The 17,095-nt window shown below is 52.3% G+C and carries 19 protein-coding genes; 13 read left to right on the plus strand and 6 right to left on the minus strand.

What is annotated here, in order from left to right:
* Positions 1–86: 86 nt before the first annotated feature.
* Both ABLU67_RS18365 and cspF read right to left on the minus strand, forming a co-directional pair.
* Complete coding sequence (locus tag ABLU67_RS18365) at positions 87–257, minus strand: YnfU family zinc-binding protein (protein ID WP_305955329.1); 171 nt, start codon at positions 255–257, stop codon at positions 87–89.
* Between the two features lie 75 nt (positions 258–332).
* Positions 333–545 carry a cold shock-like protein CspF gene (gene cspF, locus ABLU67_RS18370; protein WP_001446195.1) on the minus strand — a complete coding sequence of 71 codons (213 nt, stop codon included), beginning with the start codon at positions 543–545 and terminating at the stop codon, positions 333–335.
* Positions 546–823: 278 nt separating this feature from the next.
* Between cspF and ABLU67_RS18375 the strand changes: the two genes are divergently transcribed.
* The 3 genes from ABLU67_RS18375 (at position 824) to ABLU67_RS18385 (ending at position 3,364) form a co-directional block, all read left to right on the plus strand.
* On the plus strand, positions 824–1,042 hold the full coding sequence (locus tag ABLU67_RS18375) for a cold-shock protein (protein ID WP_012543040.1): 219 nt from the start codon (positions 824–826) through the stop codon (positions 1,040–1,042).
* 268 nt (positions 1,043–1,310) lie between these two features.
* Positions 1,311–1,538 carry a hypothetical protein gene (locus ABLU67_RS18380; protein ID WP_010434226.1) on the plus strand — a complete coding sequence of 76 codons (228 nt, stop codon included), beginning with the start codon at positions 1,311–1,313 and terminating at the stop codon, positions 1,536–1,538.
* Positions 1,539–2,125: 587 nt separating this feature from the next.
* Positions 2,126–3,364 carry an IS110 family transposase gene (locus tag ABLU67_RS18385; protein WP_348852441.1) on the plus strand — a complete coding sequence of 413 codons (1,239 nt, stop codon included), beginning with the start codon at positions 2,126–2,128 and terminating at the stop codon, positions 3,362–3,364.
* A gap of 70 nt (positions 3,365–3,434) precedes the next feature.
* On the opposite strand, the gene ABLU67_RS18390 is transcribed toward ABLU67_RS18385, so the two are convergent.
* On the minus strand, positions 3,435–4,178 hold the full coding sequence (locus ABLU67_RS18390) for an SDR family oxidoreductase (RefSeq protein ID WP_319822760.1): 744 nt from the start codon (positions 4,176–4,178) through the stop codon (positions 3,435–3,437).
* A 302-nt stretch (positions 4,179–4,480) separates the two neighbouring features.
* Between ABLU67_RS18390 and ABLU67_RS18395 the strand changes: the two genes are divergently transcribed.
* The 9 genes from ABLU67_RS18395 (at position 4,481) to ABLU67_RS18435 (ending at position 9,666) form a co-directional block, all read left to right on the plus strand.
* Positions 4,481–5,356: a GTPase family protein gene (locus ABLU67_RS18395; RefSeq protein ID WP_348852442.1), complete on the plus strand. Its 876-nt coding sequence runs from the start codon at positions 4,481–4,483 to the stop codon at positions 5,354–5,356.
* A 310-nt stretch (positions 5,357–5,666) separates the two neighbouring features.
* Positions 5,667–6,140: a hypothetical protein gene (locus ABLU67_RS18400; RefSeq protein ID WP_348852443.1), complete on the plus strand. Its 474-nt coding sequence runs from the start codon at positions 5,667–5,669 to the stop codon at positions 6,138–6,140.
* Between the two features lie 92 nt (positions 6,141–6,232).
* On the plus strand, positions 6,233–6,706 hold the full coding sequence (locus tag ABLU67_RS18405; protein ID WP_049033293.1) for a hypothetical protein: 474 nt from the start codon (positions 6,233–6,235) through the stop codon (positions 6,704–6,706).
* A 120-nt stretch (positions 6,707–6,826) separates the two neighbouring features.
* The gene (locus ABLU67_RS18410) at positions 6,827–7,648 is read left to right on the plus strand and encodes a DUF932 domain-containing protein (RefSeq protein ID WP_348852444.1); all 822 of its coding nucleotides are present in this window, start codon (positions 6,827–6,829) and stop codon (positions 7,646–7,648) included.
* A gap of 30 nt (positions 7,649–7,678) precedes the next feature.
* Entirely contained in the window at positions 7,679–8,122 is a 444-nt protein-coding gene (locus ABLU67_RS18415; protein ID WP_348852445.1) for an antirestriction protein, read from the plus strand.
* A gap of 12 nt (positions 8,123–8,134) precedes the next feature.
* Positions 8,135–8,677: a DNA repair protein RadC gene (gene radC, locus ABLU67_RS18420; RefSeq protein WP_348852446.1), complete on the plus strand. Its 543-nt coding sequence runs from the start codon at positions 8,135–8,137 to the stop codon at positions 8,675–8,677.
* Positions 8,674–8,895, plus strand: coding sequence for a DUF987 family protein (locus ABLU67_RS18425; RefSeq protein WP_348852447.1), 222 nt, complete (start codon positions 8,674–8,676; stop codon positions 8,893–8,895). Before radC ends, ABLU67_RS18425 begins: the two co-directional genes overlap by 4 nt.
* Before the next feature lie 25 nt (positions 8,896–8,920).
* Positions 8,921–9,277, plus strand: coding sequence for a type IV toxin-antitoxin system YeeU family antitoxin (locus ABLU67_RS18430; RefSeq protein WP_057101183.1), 357 nt, complete (start codon positions 8,921–8,923; stop codon positions 9,275–9,277).
* A 20-nt stretch (positions 9,278–9,297) separates the two neighbouring features.
* Positions 9,298–9,666 carry a TA system toxin CbtA family protein gene (locus ABLU67_RS18435; RefSeq protein ID WP_152405753.1) on the plus strand — a complete coding sequence of 123 codons (369 nt, stop codon included), beginning with the start codon at positions 9,298–9,300 and terminating at the stop codon, positions 9,664–9,666.
* Positions 9,667–10,621: 955 nt separating this feature from the next.
* On the opposite strand, the gene ABLU67_RS18440 is transcribed toward ABLU67_RS18435, so the two are convergent.
* The 3 genes from ABLU67_RS18440 to ABLU67_RS18450 form a co-directional block, all read right to left on the minus strand.
* Positions 10,622–13,711: an efflux RND transporter permease subunit gene (locus tag ABLU67_RS18440; protein WP_224385128.1), complete on the minus strand. Its 3,090-nt coding sequence runs from the start codon at positions 13,709–13,711 to the stop codon at positions 10,622–10,624.
* A complete protein-coding gene (locus tag ABLU67_RS18445) occupies positions 13,708–14,814 on the minus strand; it encodes an efflux RND transporter periplasmic adaptor subunit (protein WP_110197033.1) in 1,107 nt (368 codons plus the stop codon). Before ABLU67_RS18445 ends, ABLU67_RS18440 begins: the two co-directional genes overlap by 4 nt.
* A 75-nt stretch (positions 14,815–14,889) precedes the next feature.
* Positions 14,890–15,504: a TetR/AcrR family transcriptional regulator gene (locus tag ABLU67_RS18450; RefSeq protein ID WP_101827555.1), complete on the minus strand. Its 615-nt coding sequence runs from the start codon at positions 15,502–15,504 to the stop codon at positions 14,890–14,892.
* A gap of 88 nt (positions 15,505–15,592) precedes the next feature.
* On the opposite strand from ABLU67_RS18450, the gene ABLU67_RS18455 reads away from it, so the two are divergent.
* Entirely contained in the window at positions 15,593–17,056 is a 1,464-nt protein-coding gene (locus ABLU67_RS18455; protein ID WP_211743968.1) for an efflux transporter outer membrane subunit, read from the plus strand.
* Positions 17,057–17,095 lie beyond the last annotated feature (39 nt).

Here is a 17,095-nt window from a genome sequence, read left to right on the forward strand (position 1 = left end):
ATGGGCGTCAGGCATCAGGGATTTAACAGCTGCCGGAATCTAACATAAGTATAGGACATGAGCTCTGTTCTGCGATTTTGGTCGAGCTAGCGTCGGGAGATAAACAGAGCCTTACATCCGGGGCAAAGCATGGTTTGGTTGAGCCGGATTTTTGACAACGGTTGTACTGATTTTAAGCCACAAACAGGACAGGCAGCAGTGGCAGTAGACGCACTGCTGAAGAATTTCATTGCGTAATTGATAACAGACATAACCATTAACCTTTCAATGAATGAGCTTCACCGTACCACATGTGGTTAAGTTTTAATCTATCTATTTTGACATACTGAAAATCAGGAAAGATAAATGTTCGCAGCCACAGGCCCCCTGAGACCGTTTATCCGGCAAAACTCTATGCGGCTTCCAGGGATGAGTAATTCTGATTCGCGAGAGTTAACGGCTGAAATGTGAAGCAGAACGTCTTTTCGTCCATCAGATGGGATGATGAGGCCTTTACCACTAAGAATATCAAAGCTTTTGACAATTCCTGTCATTTTATGGGACAAGTCAATTCCTTATTGAAAACACGTAAAGACTATACATTGAAAATGGCATTCAGCCACTTTTATTTTCCCTACAGGACCTCTGGACGGCTAAAAGATAATTTGCTTATATCGATTCCCTGTGCCTTAATGAATCCCATCAGTTCGATGTACTAATGAAAGTTAGAAATTTTCCGGGCAGTTCTCATTACCAGGCGCTATCGTTGATATCCCCTCTTTTGAGTCCATACGTTTAATCTTATACGTTTACTATCAATACAATCATGTATAACGGAGTCAGTATGACCTCTAGAATTATGGGCCTGGTTAAATGGTTTAACGAAGACAAAGGTTTTGGCTTCATCTCTCCTCTTGATGGCAGCAAAGATATCTTTGTCCATTTGTCTGCACTTAATGGCGACAACTTTAAAACTTTATTTGAAGGTCAGAAAGTTGAATTCGCCATTCACCGCGGAGACAAGGGTCCTGCTGCTGCAAACGTAACACTTTGCGATAAATAAATCATTGTGGGTCTGCGATAACGATGAAGGATTATTCCTGAGTAGACAGATCCATAACTTAAATCAGATGAAAGTCGTTTATTCTTAATATCTGATCAGCATATTTTTCAAAATTATGAGTATGCTAAGCGATGTGATGAAGTGCAGTACTACTGCATAAAAAGTCTAAAAGCACAAGCTAACCACATGTTAAATAAGAAGTGCGTAATGGCTTTGGGCTTAATGGCATCTGCCAGTTAATATCCACGAGAGAACAGGGTAATAGAATATGATTAAAGTCCTTGTTTTCTTTAATGCTGAATCCTGTAAAGTCATGACCGTTCTGGAAGGTATCTCCTCTATCAGGCAGGAATATCCAAACGGTGAAGAAACACATCTTCGGATTATGTCTGCAGGTTTTCCTTCCTTAACTGGCGATCATGGCATTGTTTACGTGGCTACTGACAGGGAGTTAACGTCACAGGAGATACTTGATGCGGCCAGGAAATATTTATAGCATTTTTTTCATGCTCTCTGCTTCACGTTTAATTGCAAGCTTATCCTATTTATCAGAATCGAACAAAAAATGAGTTAAAAACATTTATGGCCTGCTAACAACAGGCTTTTTTTTACATTTAACTTTTAGAACCTTCCTCTGAAAAGAGAGAATAATTCACTTTCCTCGGACAAAATGCAGGCTCTCTCGCCCTACCATCTTGCTTTTTGTGCGAAATCTTCCTAAGCGGCAGGGCTAATTAACTTATCGACTCTTCTGCTTTAAGTTCATCAAGTATGACTGATGCAACAAGATATAAAGATGTCCACTTGTGGCACAGAGCGGGCTAACTCACCGAGCATAAAGTCCGCTGTGAGCGAGGTATAGTCATTCGCACCCTGAGAATTACACTTTTAAGTGATTCAGGGTATGCGCTTACTGGTTACGAATATTGAGCGAGAATCACGTGATGATCGCCGCTTTTCTTTCGAGCCAGTAGGTGCTCCACGTTCGCTAACGAATACTCAGGGCATGCAGATAAACTGCTGGCTATATTTCTTTCGAAGAGCGTGGAATGCATACCAATCCCCGATAAAAAGGAGTTGGTGATGACTGCGGTTAATCAATTTGCTGTGCACGTTGGTCTGGACTGGGCAGATAAAAAGCACGATGTCTGTGTTCAGTTTAAAAACGGTGAACGCACATTCCATGTGATTGAGCATACGCCGGAAGCGCTTGATGTCTGGCTTACCGAGTTACACCAGAAGGTAAAAGGCAGGATCGCTATCGCCGTTGAGCTGAAGAAAGGTCCCGTGGTGTATGCTCTTCAGAAATATCCATTTATCACCGTTTTCCCCGTCCACGCTTTGTCTCTGGCTCGTTACCGGCAAGCCTTCTCGCCCAGCGGCGCTAAAGATGATCCGCAGGATGCTGAGCTGGCATTAGAGTTAATGCTGCGTTATCCCCAAAAGATAAAAGCCATTGAACCCGACAATGCCGATATCCGGTTACTCCAGCAACTGGTTGAGCAGCGCCGTCAGCTGGTTGAAGATAAACGCCGTTTTGTGAACCGGATAATCAACACACTTAAACAGTATTATCCTCAGCCACTGGAGTGGTTCTCACATCGGGGTAGCTTACTATTGTGTGAGCTGATTATCCGGTGGCCCAGTCTGCAACAACTGAAACGAGCGAGGCGCGACACGATCCGCAACTTTCTGAATGCCAAAGGTGGCCGCGCAATGGCTCTTACCGAGCAACGTGTTGCGAGTATTGATAACGCGATCCCATTGACTACAGACCCGAGCGTTATAGAGGCTAATGCTTTGATGGCAACAGCACTGGCGACACAAATTAAAGTCGTGAGTGAAATCATCAAAACCTATGACGAACGAATCGAAGCGTTGTTTGATACATTGCCAGATGCGGAGCTGTTCAAATCACTTCCGGGCATGGGGCCGTGTATGGGCCCACGAATGCTTGCTGCACTTGGTGATAACCGTGGCCGGTTTAACAGCGCTGAAGAAATTCAAAACTACGCAGGTATTGCACCGGTGACAGAACGAAGTGGCCAGAAATCCTGGATTCACTGGCGATGGCAGTGTGCCAAGTTCGTCAGGCAGACCTTTGTTGAATGGGCTGCCAAGATGGTTAATTCATCATACTGGGCCAAACTGTATTATCAGGGCCTCAGAGAGAAGGGCAAATCTCATCAGTCTGCGATCCGGGCACTGGCGTTCAAATGGATAAGGATCATTTACCGCTGCTGGAAGGCCAGAACCCAGTACGATGAAGCAAAATATTTGCTGGCTCTCGAAGCGCGACACTCGCCCTTGCTGAAGCCATAAAAAGCTTGTCGAATGTCTCAGGGCGTGAAGCGGACGTTGGCTACACTGTTAAACGTCTCCAGATTCAGCTTCAGACTCCCAGTTTTTCGCGAGTTGGGCCTTCAAAGTAGATGCTCCTGATATGGCAACTACGCGGCTGAGTCAGCACAAAGCGAATTGTTTCCCAGACTGAACGCCCATTCATCAGACGTTCCCCCATTTTGGTCTGGCTATCGACAAAAGTATCTAACCCTGTCAGCTCGAAATCCGGGGGATACAACCCAGTTACACGTATATTTTCTTCGGACAACTGGTACGAGAGTTTAGTTGTAAACCCGCTAAGCCCGTGTTTACTGGCAAAAAAAGCGGGGTGCGCAATTGAATCTGTAAAATTAGGAACCCCACATGAAGATATAATTGAGACGATATCCGCGCTTTGTGAACGTCTTAACCCAGGTAGCAATGCCTGAGTCAGTAGAATAGAACCTGTCAGTCCTGAACTGACGGTATTGATAATTTCTGTGTCTGGTTGATCGTCTAACGTTCCTGAAAGCCACTGAGCAGCATTGAGGATTAAAATGTCTATGGGCTTGTCTGAAGTTAACAACTGTGCAGAAAACTGAGAAAGGGATTCAGGCTGGGTTAAATCACAGAGATGCCCTTTCGCCATTCCGCCCTCAGCCGTGATGACACTGCAAGTTTTTTGAATATCATCAGCGCGCCTCGCGCAAAAATCCACCTCGACGCCTTCTCGCGCCAGCCACACGCTCAGCGCCTGACCAAATCCCGCGCCGCCACCGGTAATTACAGCTCTTTTACCTCTCAGCATCTTCATCCATCCTTATTAATGACTATGGGGGATGTAGATATACATGAGGAAGTAGATTGACATCTTTCAGTTAGTGCCATTTTTTGACGATAGGGAAAAGTTGTACTGCAATATTTCCATAGCGCTCCAGTGGACATGCAACGTCCGCTCCTGGTACTAAACGGGCGTCGTTCAATTTTTGTACTGCACAATTTCCTTTACATGTTAATCTAAATTCCCAAATAATTTCAGACAGATATTATCTCAGTGAATCCCTGCCTTCCTGACTGGAACGCGGGGTTTTTAATTTTTCACGCTGAGACTACTGTATGAATAAACCTGATGGCCTTCAGGCCTTTGAACAACCGCTCGCGTCGCTTCCGCGCACGCTTCGCCAGCTTATTCTTGAACGTATCCAGAACCTGACCCATTACGAGCCGGTGATTGGCATCATGGGCAAAAGTGGTGCTGGTAAATCCTCTCTCTGTAACGAACTTTTCCGGGGCGAGGTGTCCCCGGTGAGTGACGTGAACGCCTGTACTCGCGACGTACTGCGCTTCCGATTGCGCAGCGGTCGTCACAGTCTGGTGATTGTCGATTTACCGGGGGTAGGTGAAAACGGGCGGCGGGATCAAGAATACCGTGCCCTGTACCGTCGAATCCTGCCGGAGTTGGACCTGGTGCTGTGGGTCATTAAGGCTGATGATCGGGCACTGACCGTGGACGAGCAGTTCTGGCACGGTGTGATGCAACCTTGCAAGCAAAAGGTACTGTTTGTGATTAACCAGGCCGACAAAATCGAACCCTCTCATGAATGGGATACCCTCACCAGCAAACCTTCACCGCGCCAACAGGGAAATCTTAAAGCGAAGCAGGCTGCAATTATGGCAATGTTTAAACCGCATCATCCGGTCTGTGTGGTGTCCGCCAGCACTGGATGGGGTATTGAGGATATGGTGGCAACCATGATGCGATGTCTGCCTGACTGCGCCACCAGCCCGGTGGTGACACAACTGCAAGGGAGACTCTGCACAGCGCCGGTAAAGTCGCAGGCCCGTGACAGTTTCGGTGAAGCTGTGAGCCGGGTTTTTGATACGGCTGAGTCATCGTCGTTCCTGCCTGCATCGCTGAAAACGGTGATTCGTACCGTGCGTGATGTGGTGGTGTCCGTCGCCCGTGCCGTCTGGGACTGGATTTTCTTCTGAAACCAGACTTTATACTCCTCCCGGTCAACCGTGGGCATGAGCCTCATTCACAGACCCACTTCTTTTAATCAGAATACCCCGTTTCCACCGCTTCGTGGCACTGGATACCTGAGTCCCTGTTCTGTCACACATTTTCCCCGAAAGGGATGACAACCCTTACCTTTATTAATAGAATGTAACGATCGATATCTATTTTATCGATCGTTATTATCGATCGATAACTAAATGCATCTGCTCAGTCTGCAGCGCGTCAGGTACGCAGTTGCGGGCGCTGACTCCGGATTTTCTGAAATGGCTAAGGAATGAAAAAATGAAAATGAGGTTTGCAGTTCTTGCACTGGTCTTCAGCGTCAGTCTCAGTACCGCGGCCCGGGAACGAGCCGATATTCCGGTGAATACCATCTGGTCATTTAAGGACCCTGGTGGTCGGGTTTTATGGGATGTCTGTGGCGGAAAACAAAGCTCCTGTACCATCGTGTTGGCGGCAACGAACAGGGTAGCCATCGTTAATCGTAAATCCACTAACGGCTGCGCCCTGGGGGATTTTTACGTGGTGGGCAAACCCGAAAAAGCCTGGAACCAGTACGACACGGGGACCTGCAGCAGCAATGCTTACTTCAGTCAGGGGACCATGAACAACGGGCAGTACCGGACTATCGATGTCCGTCTCAACGGGGAACTGGTAAAACGATTCCCGGTGGAATACTGGTCGCTGGTGAAATCCTTTTCGGGTAGCAACCGGCCAAAATGGAAGGACAAGACGACAGACAGACAAGAGCGTTGATGAAGTGAAATAAGGTCGCCCGGGTTCCCGGAGTGCTTCAGCGCGCCCTGACGGATGCCCCTCCCTCTGATATTAATGAAAGGAAATCACTTATGCGTTTATCTCATGCCGCCCTGGCGGTCGTTATGCTGGCCTCAGCCTCCGTTGCACAGGCCATCCCCAATATGTGGAGCAGCGGCTTCGCTCAGGGGGTGACCGAATACATCATCACCAGTCCGGAGAAAGTGGTCTTTAATCTTAACTGCACTACCAGCCCCGATGAGCAGAATGTGCTGCAGCACAGCGTATACCTGACCCTGCCCGACGGTACCTTGCTGAATTCTCACGATGACGGAACCGACATCACCGTGGTGATGGATGACAGCCAGTATCCGTTACCGTCATCCCTGGGCTGGCGAAACGGTGATAATGCCTGGGTGTCATTTATTGACGCACTGGGGCAGGCAGCAAATTTCGATGTTTATGTCAGCGATAAAAAAGTAGGCACTTTCAGTCCGGGTCTGAAGAATACGCAAAAAGAGCTGTCTGACCTCAGTGAGTGCCGGACCACACACTACAGCGATTAATTATTCACACTTCAAACCTCTCCAGCCCGCTACGCACCAACACCAGATAGCAACAGGCCATGCTCCTTCGGGAACATGGCCTTTTTTGTTTTTATTTCATTATCAGATAAGGAGTTAGCCATGCGATTAGCCAGCCGTTTTGGCCGAATAAATCAGATACGCCGTGACCGGCCTCTGACCCATGAAGAGCTGATGAGCCATGTCCCCAGCGTGTTCGGGAGTGACAAGCATGAATCACGCTCAGACCGTTATACCTACATCCCGACCATCACCATCCTCGAAAGCCTGCAGCGTGAAGGTTTTGAGCCGTTCTTTGCCTGCCAGACGAAGGTTCGGGACCAGAGTAAGCGGGAGCACACCAAACACATGCTGCGTCTGCGTCGTGCCGGACAACTGACCGGCCATCAGGTACCGGAAATCATTCTGCTTAACAGCCATGACGGCTCCTCAAGCTACCAGATGCTACCGGGGTTGTTTCGCGGCGTCTGTACCAACGGCCTGGTCTGCGGCCAGTCATTCGGAGAAGTGCGGGTACCGCATAAAGGCAATGTCGTCGAGAAGGTAATTGAAGGGGCTTACGAAGTGCTCGGGGTCTTTGACCGGGTGGATGAGAAACGCGATGCAATGCAGTCGCTGGCGCTGCCAGCCCCGGCCCGTCACGCGCTGGCAAATGCCGCAATGAAGTATCGATTTGGTGAGGACCACCAGCCGGTCACGGTATCGCAGTTGCTGACCCCACGTCGCCGGGAGGACTACAGCGACGACCTGTGGACAGTCTACCAGCGCGTGCAGGAGAACCTGATGAAAGGTGGTCTGTCAGGGCGAACTGCACAGGGGAAAAGCAGCCGCACCCGTGCCGTTACCGGTATTGATGGCGATGTGAAGCTCAATCGCGCCCTGTGGGTGATGGCAGAAAACATGCTCGATTTTTTCGGACGTTAAACAACCGTTCCGGCATAAGGAGATAGTTTAATGGATACACACAACCCTGAGTTCGCTGAGCAGGCAGCAATTACTGCCTCGGTGGTCCCTGACGAGCTACGCATCGGCTTCTGGCCGCAGCACTTTGGCTCCATCCCACAATGGATAACCCTTGAGCCCCAAATCTTTGCCTGGATGGATCGACTGTGTACTGATTATCACGGTGGTATCTGGAACTTCTCAACGCTCAGCAACGGCGGCGCTTTTATGGCTCCTGAGACAGAGAGCGTTGAGAAGTGGACATTATTCAACAGCATGAACGGTAACGGCGCGGAACTTACTGGCGAAGCTGCGGGGATAGTCGCCTGTCTGATAGCTTACAGCCACCACGCCTGCCGCACCGAGTGTGACGCGATGACTGAACACTATTATCGCTTACGCGACTACGCGATAAACCATCCGGAATGCAGCGCCATTATGCATCTCATCGACTGAGGAGACCCGAACATGAGTACCGCATTATCCCCGGTGTCATCACAGCCTGAACTCTTTCCACTGGCGATTATGGTCCAGCATGGTTGTTTGCTCCCCGCGACCTCCGGATTAACCCCCTATGCCCTGCGCACCATTCGTCGTGCCATCAACCTGCTGGAAAAATATCTTCGTCAGCCCGGCATATCCTTTACCTCCAGTACTGCTGCTCGTGACTGGCTTCGGTTACAGCTGGCAGGACAAGAACGGGAAGTGTTTATGGTTCTCTATCTCGATAATCAGCATCGTTTACTGGAGAGCGAAACGCTATTTGCTGGTTCGATCAACCATGTACAGGTCCATCCCCGTGAGGTAGTGAAGTCAGCGCTTCGCTTCAATGCTGCAGCTGTCGTACTGGCGCATAACCATCCATCCGGCGATCCGGAGCCCAGCAAAGCCGATCGCCATATGACTGACAAACTGAAGGAGGTGCTGGGATTGGTTGATGTGAAAACGCTCGATCATCTGGTTGTCGGTCAGGATGGAATTGTGTCGTTTGCGGAGCGAGGCTGGATATGAAAATCATCAGTAAGCGCCAGGCCATGGCTCTATATTGGCAACATCCTGGCTCCCGACTGTTTCGCTTCTGTACCGGTAAATATAAATGGTCTGGCAGTATCTGCCATTATGCTGGCCGGGAAGTTCAGGACATACGCGGCGTTCTGCCCGTGTTTGCTGAGCGCCGTCATGATCGCAATGGTCCCTATATCATTCTTCGAAGCGTCACTCTCAATTAATCCTTCCCTTTAATCAGGAACAATAATGAGCATTCACTCAGACTCCGGTACCAAGCCGGAGAATCCCGCCAGCCAGCCGTGGGGACTTAAACGCGCTATTACACCCTGTTTTGGAGCTCGTCTGGTACAGGAAGGCAGCCGGGTGCATTTTCTCGCTGACCGCGCCGGGTTTAATGGTGCTTTCAGCGACGAGGATGCGTTGAGCCTCGACCAGGCATTTCCATTAATACTCAAACAACTGGAACTAATGCTCATCAGTGGCGAGCTCAATCCCCGCTATCAACACAGCGTCATGCTTTACCACAACGGACTCACCTGCGAAGCCGATACGCTTGGTAGTTGTGGCTACGTATACATCGCCGTTTATCCCACTCAACGTTAATTATTTTCACGAGAGAAAAAATGAAATTTCTACCTGCAACAAATATGCGGGCGGCGAAGCCATGCCTGACGCCCGTGACTATCTGGCAAATGTTACTTACTCGTCTGCTTGAACAGCACTATGGTCTGATGCTAAGCGACACACCTTTTAATGATGAAACCGTTATAAAGGAGCATATCGATGCCGGTATCACTCTGGCTAATGCCGTTAACTTTCTGGTAGAGAAATATGAGTTAGTTCGTATCGATCGCAATGGATTTACCTCTCAGGTACAAGCACCATATTTGACTGCGACAGACATTCTTCAAGCCAGGAAAGCGTGCGGGCTGATGAGCCGGTGTTCTTACAGGGAGGTAAGTAATATTGTTCTTAGCCGATCACGGTTGTGAGGGGATGGAAATCTGCGAAGGTTTCCACGATATGTGAAGAATTTGATGAGATTAACGACTCGATGAAAGTCTCATCGAGTCGCATGAAAAACAAAGTGGGGGCACAAAAGGGGGCATTTATAAAGATGAAACAAGAAAATAGTTATATTTATCAAAGGATATATGTGGTGTGTTATGTTCCTATTATCGCACCATCTAAATCAAATAGTTACATAATCCACTGTCTTTAAAAACCTGTTTGGGGTTACGCCTGGGTTACTTTTACCCCCGCAACCAACGCACTTAAGCTCACTTTTCTTATCGCTGAACCAGTGCATCAAAACTGCCATACACTGTTCTGGATAGAGACCCCCACGATGCGATGTTTAAAAAGACTGTAGCTTCGATATGAAGTGTCTTATGGCATGCATACGCTTTTTATATCTTCAGCCTTAAAAATAAAATAAAACACTTTAATATCAATGCATTAACAGAATAAAACCTCAAAAAAATCCGTTAAACATGTTAAGAATTGTTAAGGTTAAAATCGAGTTTTTATCGCAGGTAACGCCCTCTCTCGTATTTCTCACAAGAGAGTTTGGGATTTCGAAGGGTTGTCATGAAAATTAATGGTCGATCAGGTTGAAGCTCAATCTGAGCACAAATAAGCTGCGCCAATGAGCTCCTTAACGCTTCCGGTCATGTCATCAGAGTGATACAGAATCACTCTGGCCTCCTCTATCGCGTCTTTGAAATGACTATTGCCGATGAAACAGCATCATGTTCTTTAGGTATATTGTCCCAGGAACAAGGCGGAGTGAATGGTCGTTATGATTCAGAGGACTGATAATTCCGCAGCCGATGACGATTATTCGCTTGTGACTGCCAGACGCTACAATTACCCCTCATCATTTCTGTCGATGTATTCAGGGTCGCCGGAGCGAAGCCTGGCGACCCTGTCTGATTTAAGAGAACGTCACTCCGAAGCCTGGTGTTCTAAGTCCTTAGGCTTCTCTGGACGTATTCTGAACCAGATGGCATACATGGCGGGCAGGAACACCAGCGTAATAATAGTGCCGCCAAGCGTCCCCCCAATCAGGGTATAGGCCAGTGTTCCCCAGAATACCGAGTGCGTCAGCGGGATAAACGCCAGAATGGCGGCCAGTGCCGTGAGTAGCACTGGCCGGGCTCGTTGTACCGTCGCCTCCACCACTGCATGGAAGGGCACCAGCCCTTCCTGTTCGTTGTGATGGATCTGCCCTATCAGGATCAGGGTGTTACGCATCAGTATCCCCGACAGCGCAATTAAGCCTACCAGCGCATTGATACCAAACGGCTGGTTGAAGAGCAGCAGGGTTGGCACCACCCCAATCAGCCCCAGCGGCGCGGTGAGGAAGACCATCACCATTGCCGACATCGACCGCACCTGCAGGATGATAATCAACAGGGTCAGGGCAATCATGATGGGGAACAGCGGTGCCATCGCTTTGGTGGCTTTGCCGGACTCTTCAATCGACCCCGCCTGTTCAATGCGGTATCCGGCCGGAAGCGTATCGATGACCGGCTGCAGCTTCTTCATAATCGCCGTGGAGACATCCGGCGGCTGCAGATTGTCGGCGATATCTCCCCTTACGGTTATGGTCGGCGTGCGATCGCGACGGCGCAGCACAGGATCTTCCATCTGCACTTCTGCCTCCCCAATCTGAGACAGCGGAATGCGCTGACCGGCAGACCCCACCAGGGTAAAGCCCGCGATTTTTTCCGGGTCAAGCCGGATATTTCCCGCAGCCCGCCCCATGACCTGCACCGAACGGATATCCTCACGCACAGAGGTGATTGGAATCCCTGAAAGCAGGAACTGCAGCTGCTGCGCGACCGAATTTGATGTCAGCCCCACCGCCTGCAGGCGATCCTGATTAAGCGTGAAGTGCAGCACCGGTACCCGCGGCCCCCAGTCGGTGTTGACGGTTCTCATCATCGGGCTGGACTGCATTACCTTTTCGACCTTATCTGCGATTTCGCGCAGCGTGGCGGGATCCGGCCCCATGACGCGATAAGCCACCGGATAGGGTGAATACGGGCCAAACACCAGCTGGGTCACGCGCACACGAGCCTCCGGAGCCAGGCCGTCAGCTGCCGCTTCGCGCAGCCGGAACTTGAGCGCCTCGCGCGCATCCTGACTGTCCGTCAGCACGACAATTTTCGCAAACGACGGATCGGGCAGCTCGGGTGCCATAGCCAGATAAAAACGCGGCGACCCCTGCCCGATGTAGGACGTGACGATTTTTGCCTCTTTCTGCTTTCTCAACCAGGCCTCGATTTTCGCCGTTGTGGCGCTGGTCACCTCAATCGAGGTGCCGTAAGGCATCTGCACTTCAACCAGCACTTCCGGACGGTCGGACGTCGGGAAAAACTGCTTTTTCACCAGCCCCATGCCGAGTACCGCCACCGTAAAGACGGCAATCACGGTACCCGCCACTGTCCATTTTCGCGCGATAACGCGGGTCAGCACCCGGCGAAAGCGGTTGTAATGGCGGGTGTTATAGATGGCCGCATGGCCACCCTCCACCGTTTTGATTTTCGGCAGCATTTTCACGCCCAGATAAGGCGTGAACACCACCGCAACAACCCATGAAGCAATCAGGGCAATACCGACAATCCAGAACATATTGCTGGTATATTCACCCGCGGTGGACTGGGCAAAACCGTTGGGCATGAAACCGACGGCGGTGACCAGCGTGCCGGCCAGCATCGGCGCCGCCGTGTGGCTCCAGGCATAGGCGGAGGCTTTGATGCGGTCATAGCCTTCCTCCATTTTCACCACCATCATCTCAATGGCGATGATGGCATCATCGACCAGCAAACCAAGCGCCAGGATCAATGAACCCAGCGTGATACGGTCGAAGTTTTTGCCGGACGCTTCCATGATGACAAAAACAACAGCCAGGGTCAGTGGCACCGCAGCGGCCACCACCACCCCCACGCGCCAGCCCATGCTGAGAAAACAAACCACCATCACGACAAGCAGGGCAGCAAAGAATTTCATCATGAACTCATCAACGGCGGAGCTAATGTTGACGGACTGATCGGTAACTTTTGTCAGTGTCATGCCAAGCGGCATGCCCTCGTTGATTTTGGCCGTTTCCTCATCCAGAGCCCTGCCCAAATCCAGGCCATTCCAGCCCTCCCGCATCACGATCCCCAGCAGCAGTGCCGGTTCCCCCTGATTGCGGACCAGGAAGGTGGCAGGATCTTCATAACCACGTTCAACGGTGGCCACATCAGAAAGCTGCAGGGTCCTGCCCTGAACGACGACGGGCGTTGCACGGATCTTCTCCAGTTCGTCGAAGGCACCGTCAAGGCGGATAAAGACCTGCGGCCCTCTGGTGTCAATTGAACCGGCGGGCGTCAGTACGTTCTGGCTGTTGAGGGCGGAGAATATATCCTGGGGCGAAATGCCGAGCGTGGCCAGCCGGTCATGTGAGAACGATACAAAGATACGTTCTGCCTGCTCCCCGATAATATTGACCTTCTTAACTCCCGGCACGTGCAGAAGACGCTGACGCAGGGACTCTGCATCGCGGACCAGCCGCCGCTGCGGCTCTCCTTTCGCCTTCAGTGCAAATAGCGCAAAGGTCACATCGGAGAATTCATCATTGACCATTGGCCCGATAACACCTGCCGGCAGGTTTCTGGCCTCATCACCGAGCTTCTTACGCGCCTGATAAAATTCTTCCTGCACCTGGGAAGGAGGAGTACTGTCCTGCAGGGACAACATGGTAAAAGCCAGACCGGGACGGGTGTAAGTTTCGCTGCGGTCGTACCACCTGAGTTCCTGCATCCGCTTTTCAAGCGGTTCGGCAACCTGATCCTGCATTTCCTGCGCTGTGGCACCCGGCCAGGCAGTAATAATGGTCATCTGCTTGACCGTAAAGGGGGGATCTTCAGCCCGCCCCAGTTCGAAAAACGACAGAATGCCCGCGACCGTAATCAGGATAATCAGGAACTGCGTGATTGAGCGCTCACGCACGGCAAGCGCTGAAAGATTGAATCTTCCCTCACTCATGGCCGGCTCCCGGCGACGCGGGTGTCGCCCTGGTCAGTGCGTACGACCTCACCGTCGTGCAGCAGATGTGCCCCCAGAGCAACCACCTGTTCGCCGGGTCTGAGGCTACCGGTTATCTTTGCTGCCTCGTCCCCCAGCCCCAGCACTTTCACGGGCCGCCATGACACTCTGGCGGGCTTACCAGAAATCTCCCAGACACCCGGCCCTTTGCCCGGATCGTAGAGGGAGGCTAAAGGCACCTGCATCACCTGGCCCGAAAATTTATCGTCAGCAAGATGCATCGTCACGGTGGATCCCAGCGGCGCGTTCGCCAGGGTCCCCTCAAGCACATATCTCGCCTCAAAGGTGCGTGTGACCGGATCAGCCGCATCGGAAAGAATGCGTAATCTCGCCGGGACCGGCTGTTTACCGGAACCGTACAGTATTGCTCCGGCCTCACTTCCAACAGCCGGGCGTAACGTCTCGGGCAGCTGTACGATGGCCTCGCGCTGACCGGCCCTGGCCAGACGGACCACCGGTTGACCGGCACTGACGACCTGACCGGGTTCAGCCAGCGTCTCCATGACCACACCATCGGCATCGGCCAGCAGCACGGCGTAGCCCGTCGCATTTTGCGCCACATTCGCCTGAGCCTGAGCTGCGCTGAGTTCAGCTCTGGCTGTATCGGCGGCGGCCTTTATCTGATCGTAAGCTGATGCCGACACCGCCCCTGCTGCAACCAGTCCGCGGTAACGTACCTCATCCGCGGTGGCTTGTTTTGCGCGGGCCCGCGCAGCCGCGACGGCCTGTTGCTGAGCCTGTGCCTGCAGGCTCAGGTCAACCGGATCAAGACGCATCAATGGCTGGCCCCGTTTAACGGTCTGGCCGGTATCCACCAGACGTTCCAGGATTTTGCCCTGCACCCTGAAACCGAGGTCGCTCTGAATCCGGGCGACAACAACGCCGGTAAAGGCGCGGGAGGCATCCACAGCGCTCACTACGGTTGCAGACCTGACCAGAGGAGGCTGAGTGCGGGGATCGTCTGTGCCGGAAGCGTCACCGCAGGCTGTGAGGGCAAGCGGCAACAGGCAAACGGCAAGAGGAGCAGATTGAAGCCTGAGCATGGAGTTCCTTAATCATTTTAACAGGACAGTAACTCCATCATCTTTCAGGTGACCAGTTAAGTCAATGGTCACATTTCAGGGCGATAAACTTCTGAGTATTAGCGAGGACAACAGTACGGCCGCAGAGGCTGCGGTATCGAGGTTATACTGCAGCTGTAACGGGCAGATGTAAGGCTGCATAACCAGGCTGATGGCATCAGTGGTTTCATCCAGCGGGGTTTTGCGTTCAAACTCCCCTGCCTGCCGGCCTTCCTGGATGATGTGCTGGATCAGCTGACGCAGCTGTTCCTGATAGACGACGGCGGAAGACCAGCGTTCCCGGGAAGCAACGACCGCAATGTCATAAAGCCGGCGATCGTGAAAAAACAGATCGCTACCGGCTTCGGTCAGTGTTTTGAGTAAACGCCTCAGCTTTTCTGACGCCGTAGGCGCATCGGCAATCGCGTGATTAACGATCTCAGCGATTTTCGCCAGCCTGTTGGCACAGATAACCTCTCCAATGGCCTGTTTTGAATCGAAAAATTTATAGATATAGGCTTTAGAAAAACCAATGGCTTTTCCCAGATCGGACACGGTGGTTTTCTCATAGCCAAAATGCCCGAAGTGCTCCGTGGCCGCTTCCACAATCTGATCGCGGACGCTGTGGTCCACAGGTCCCCGCAGGGTTTGTGCATTTGTGTGTTTTGTCATGTTTCCAGCTTAGCTCAGTAGACCCCGATTGACAACTTGTGACCATTTGGTAATGTAGTCACATATCAGAATTGACTCAAGGGACATCATGTTTCTCCTGCGTACTCTTGCACTGGCTGTAACGGCCGGCTTACTGGCGGGTTGTGCCGTCGGGCCGGATTATCAACGCCCGGACGCACCACTCGCGAAACGCTATCAGGCGCAGTCAGCCATCCAGCAGAGAAGCGCCTCCCGGAGTGCCAGTTTTGCCGTCTGGTGGGAAGGCTTCGACGACCCTCTGTTAAGTCAGCTCGTTTCCGACGCCCTGGCCCAGAATCTCGATCTCGCCCGGGCGACTGCCCGCATGCAACAGGCCCGTGCCGGACTGGGCGCGGCGACCGCTGCGCTGTTACCGTCGGGGAACGTCAGCGGACAGGCCGCCCGCGCCTATCAGTCGACTGAAACCCCTCTGGGTCAGGTTCTCAGCACAACGCCGGATTATAATCGCTACGGCAACAGCTACGAAACCGATCTGAATGCCAGCTGGGAGATTGATATTTTCGGCGGGCTGCGACGCGAACGTCAGGCTGCCCAGGCGGACTATCAGGCCTCCGAAGCAGGCGTCGTCGCGACCCGGCTGGCCGTCGCCGCGCAGACCGCCGATATCTATATCACCCTGCGCGGATTACAGACCCGCCTGGCCATCGCGGAGAAACAGGTCAGCACACAGCAGGCACTGCTGGAAAAGGTCCGCCTCCTTCACGACAAAGGACTGGCGCCCGGCTATCAGGTGCGTCAGACCGAAGGGGCGCTGGCTCAGGTTCAGGCCACGGTGCCGGTACTCCGGACGGGGCTTGATGCCGCGATGAATGCACTGGATGTCATGCTCGGCACACCTCCCGGCACCCACCGCGCTCAGCTGACGGTACCGAGCCCCATTCCGCAGGCGCCACAGATCGCCTCGACGGGTACCCCTGCCGACCTCCTGCGCCGAAGGCCTGATATTATCGTGGCGGAGCGCCATCTGGCCGCCTCCAGTGCCCGTATTGGTGTCGCCATCAGCGAGTATTATCCGAAGTTTTCACTCAGTGCATTACTCGGCAGCGCCACGGCCGTGTCGGGCGACAACCTGTTCTCCGCCGGTGCCAGCCAGTCAGCCGGCGTGCTGGGCCTGCGCTGGCGACTCTTCGATTTTGGCCGCATCAATGCCCAGATAGACCAAGCAAAGGGCCAGGAAGCTGAAGCTCTTGCTGCCTATCGCCTGACGGTATTACGCGCCACCGAAGATGTCGAAAATGCCTTTTCAGCCCTGCTCAACCGGGAAGCACAGACTGCAACACTGACTGAAGGCGAATCCGCCCTTGCCAGCGCCCGCGAATCGTCTTTTATCGCCTGGCAGCAGGGAACAGCCAGCCTGATTGACGTCCTTCACAACGATGAAACCCTGTTGCAGGCTTCTGATGCCAGAGCGCAGGCCCGGACTGAATCCGCGCGGGCAGCAGTGGCGGCGTTCAGGGCGCTCGGAGGAGGCTGGCTGCCACCGGAAACCGCGATGAATACGCATACGCCATAAGGCAGGATTTTCACCTTTCAGTCTGTAAAGGTGATGCCT

The organism is Klebsiella sp. GN_Kp190 (genome assembly GCF_040061795.1).
Taxonomy (GTDB): Bacteria; Pseudomonadota; Gammaproteobacteria; order Enterobacterales; family Enterobacteriaceae; genus Klebsiella; species Klebsiella michiganensis.

Excerpts from the sequence above, each read along its gene's own strand:
- ABLU67_RS18365 (WP_305955329.1), bottom strand. The coding sequence starts at position 257 with ATGGTTATGTCTGTTATCAATTACGCAATGAAATTCTTCAGCAGTGCG.
- ABLU67_RS18425 (WP_348852447.1), top strand. The coding sequence starts at position 8,674 with ATGAAAATCATCAGTAAGCGCCAGGCCATGGCTCTATATTGGCAACAT.
- ABLU67_RS18440 (WP_224385128.1), bottom strand. The coding sequence starts at position 13,711 with ATGAGTGAGGGAAGATTCAATCTTTCAGCGCTTGCCGTGCGTGAGCGC.
- ABLU67_RS18375 (WP_012543040.1), top strand. The coding sequence starts at position 824 with ATGACCTCTAGAATTATGGGCCTGGTTAAATGGTTTAACGAAGACAAA.
- ABLU67_RS18445 (WP_110197033.1), bottom strand. The coding sequence starts at position 14,814 with ATGCTCAGGCTTCAATCTGCTCCTCTTGCCGTTTGCCTGTTGCCGCTT.
- ABLU67_RS18415 (WP_348852445.1), top strand. The coding sequence starts at position 7,679 with ATGGATACACACAACCCTGAGTTCGCTGAGCAGGCAGCAATTACTGCC.
- ABLU67_RS18450 (WP_101827555.1), bottom strand. The coding sequence starts at position 15,504 with ATGACAAAACACACAAATGCACAAACCCTGCGGGGACCTGTGGACCAC.
- ABLU67_RS18455 (WP_211743968.1), top strand. The coding sequence starts at position 15,593 with ATGTTTCTCCTGCGTACTCTTGCACTGGCTGTAACGGCCGGCTTACTG.
- ABLU67_RS18410 (WP_348852444.1), top strand. The coding sequence starts at position 6,827 with ATGCGATTAGCCAGCCGTTTTGGCCGAATAAATCAGATACGCCGTGAC.
- ABLU67_RS18405 (WP_049033293.1), top strand. The coding sequence starts at position 6,233 with ATGCGTTTATCTCATGCCGCCCTGGCGGTCGTTATGCTGGCCTCAGCC.
- ABLU67_RS18390 (WP_319822760.1), bottom strand. The coding sequence starts at position 4,178 with ATGAAGATGCTGAGAGGTAAAAGAGCTGTAATTACCGGTGGCGGCGCG.
- ABLU67_RS18400 (WP_348852443.1), top strand. The coding sequence starts at position 5,667 with ATGAAAATGAGGTTTGCAGTTCTTGCACTGGTCTTCAGCGTCAGTCTC.
- ABLU67_RS18395 (WP_348852442.1), top strand. The coding sequence starts at position 4,481 with ATGAATAAACCTGATGGCCTTCAGGCCTTTGAACAACCGCTCGCGTCG.
- ABLU67_RS18380 (WP_010434226.1), top strand. The coding sequence starts at position 1,311 with ATGATTAAAGTCCTTGTTTTCTTTAATGCTGAATCCTGTAAAGTCATG.
- ABLU67_RS18435 (WP_152405753.1), top strand. The coding sequence starts at position 9,298 with ATGAAATTTCTACCTGCAACAAATATGCGGGCGGCGAAGCCATGCCTG.
- radC (WP_348852446.1), top strand. The coding sequence starts at position 8,135 with ATGAGTACCGCATTATCCCCGGTGTCATCACAGCCTGAACTCTTTCCA.
- ABLU67_RS18385 (WP_348852441.1), top strand. The coding sequence starts at position 2,126 with ATGACTGCGGTTAATCAATTTGCTGTGCACGTTGGTCTGGACTGGGCA.
- ABLU67_RS18430 (WP_057101183.1), top strand. The coding sequence starts at position 8,921 with ATGAGCATTCACTCAGACTCCGGTACCAAGCCGGAGAATCCCGCCAGC.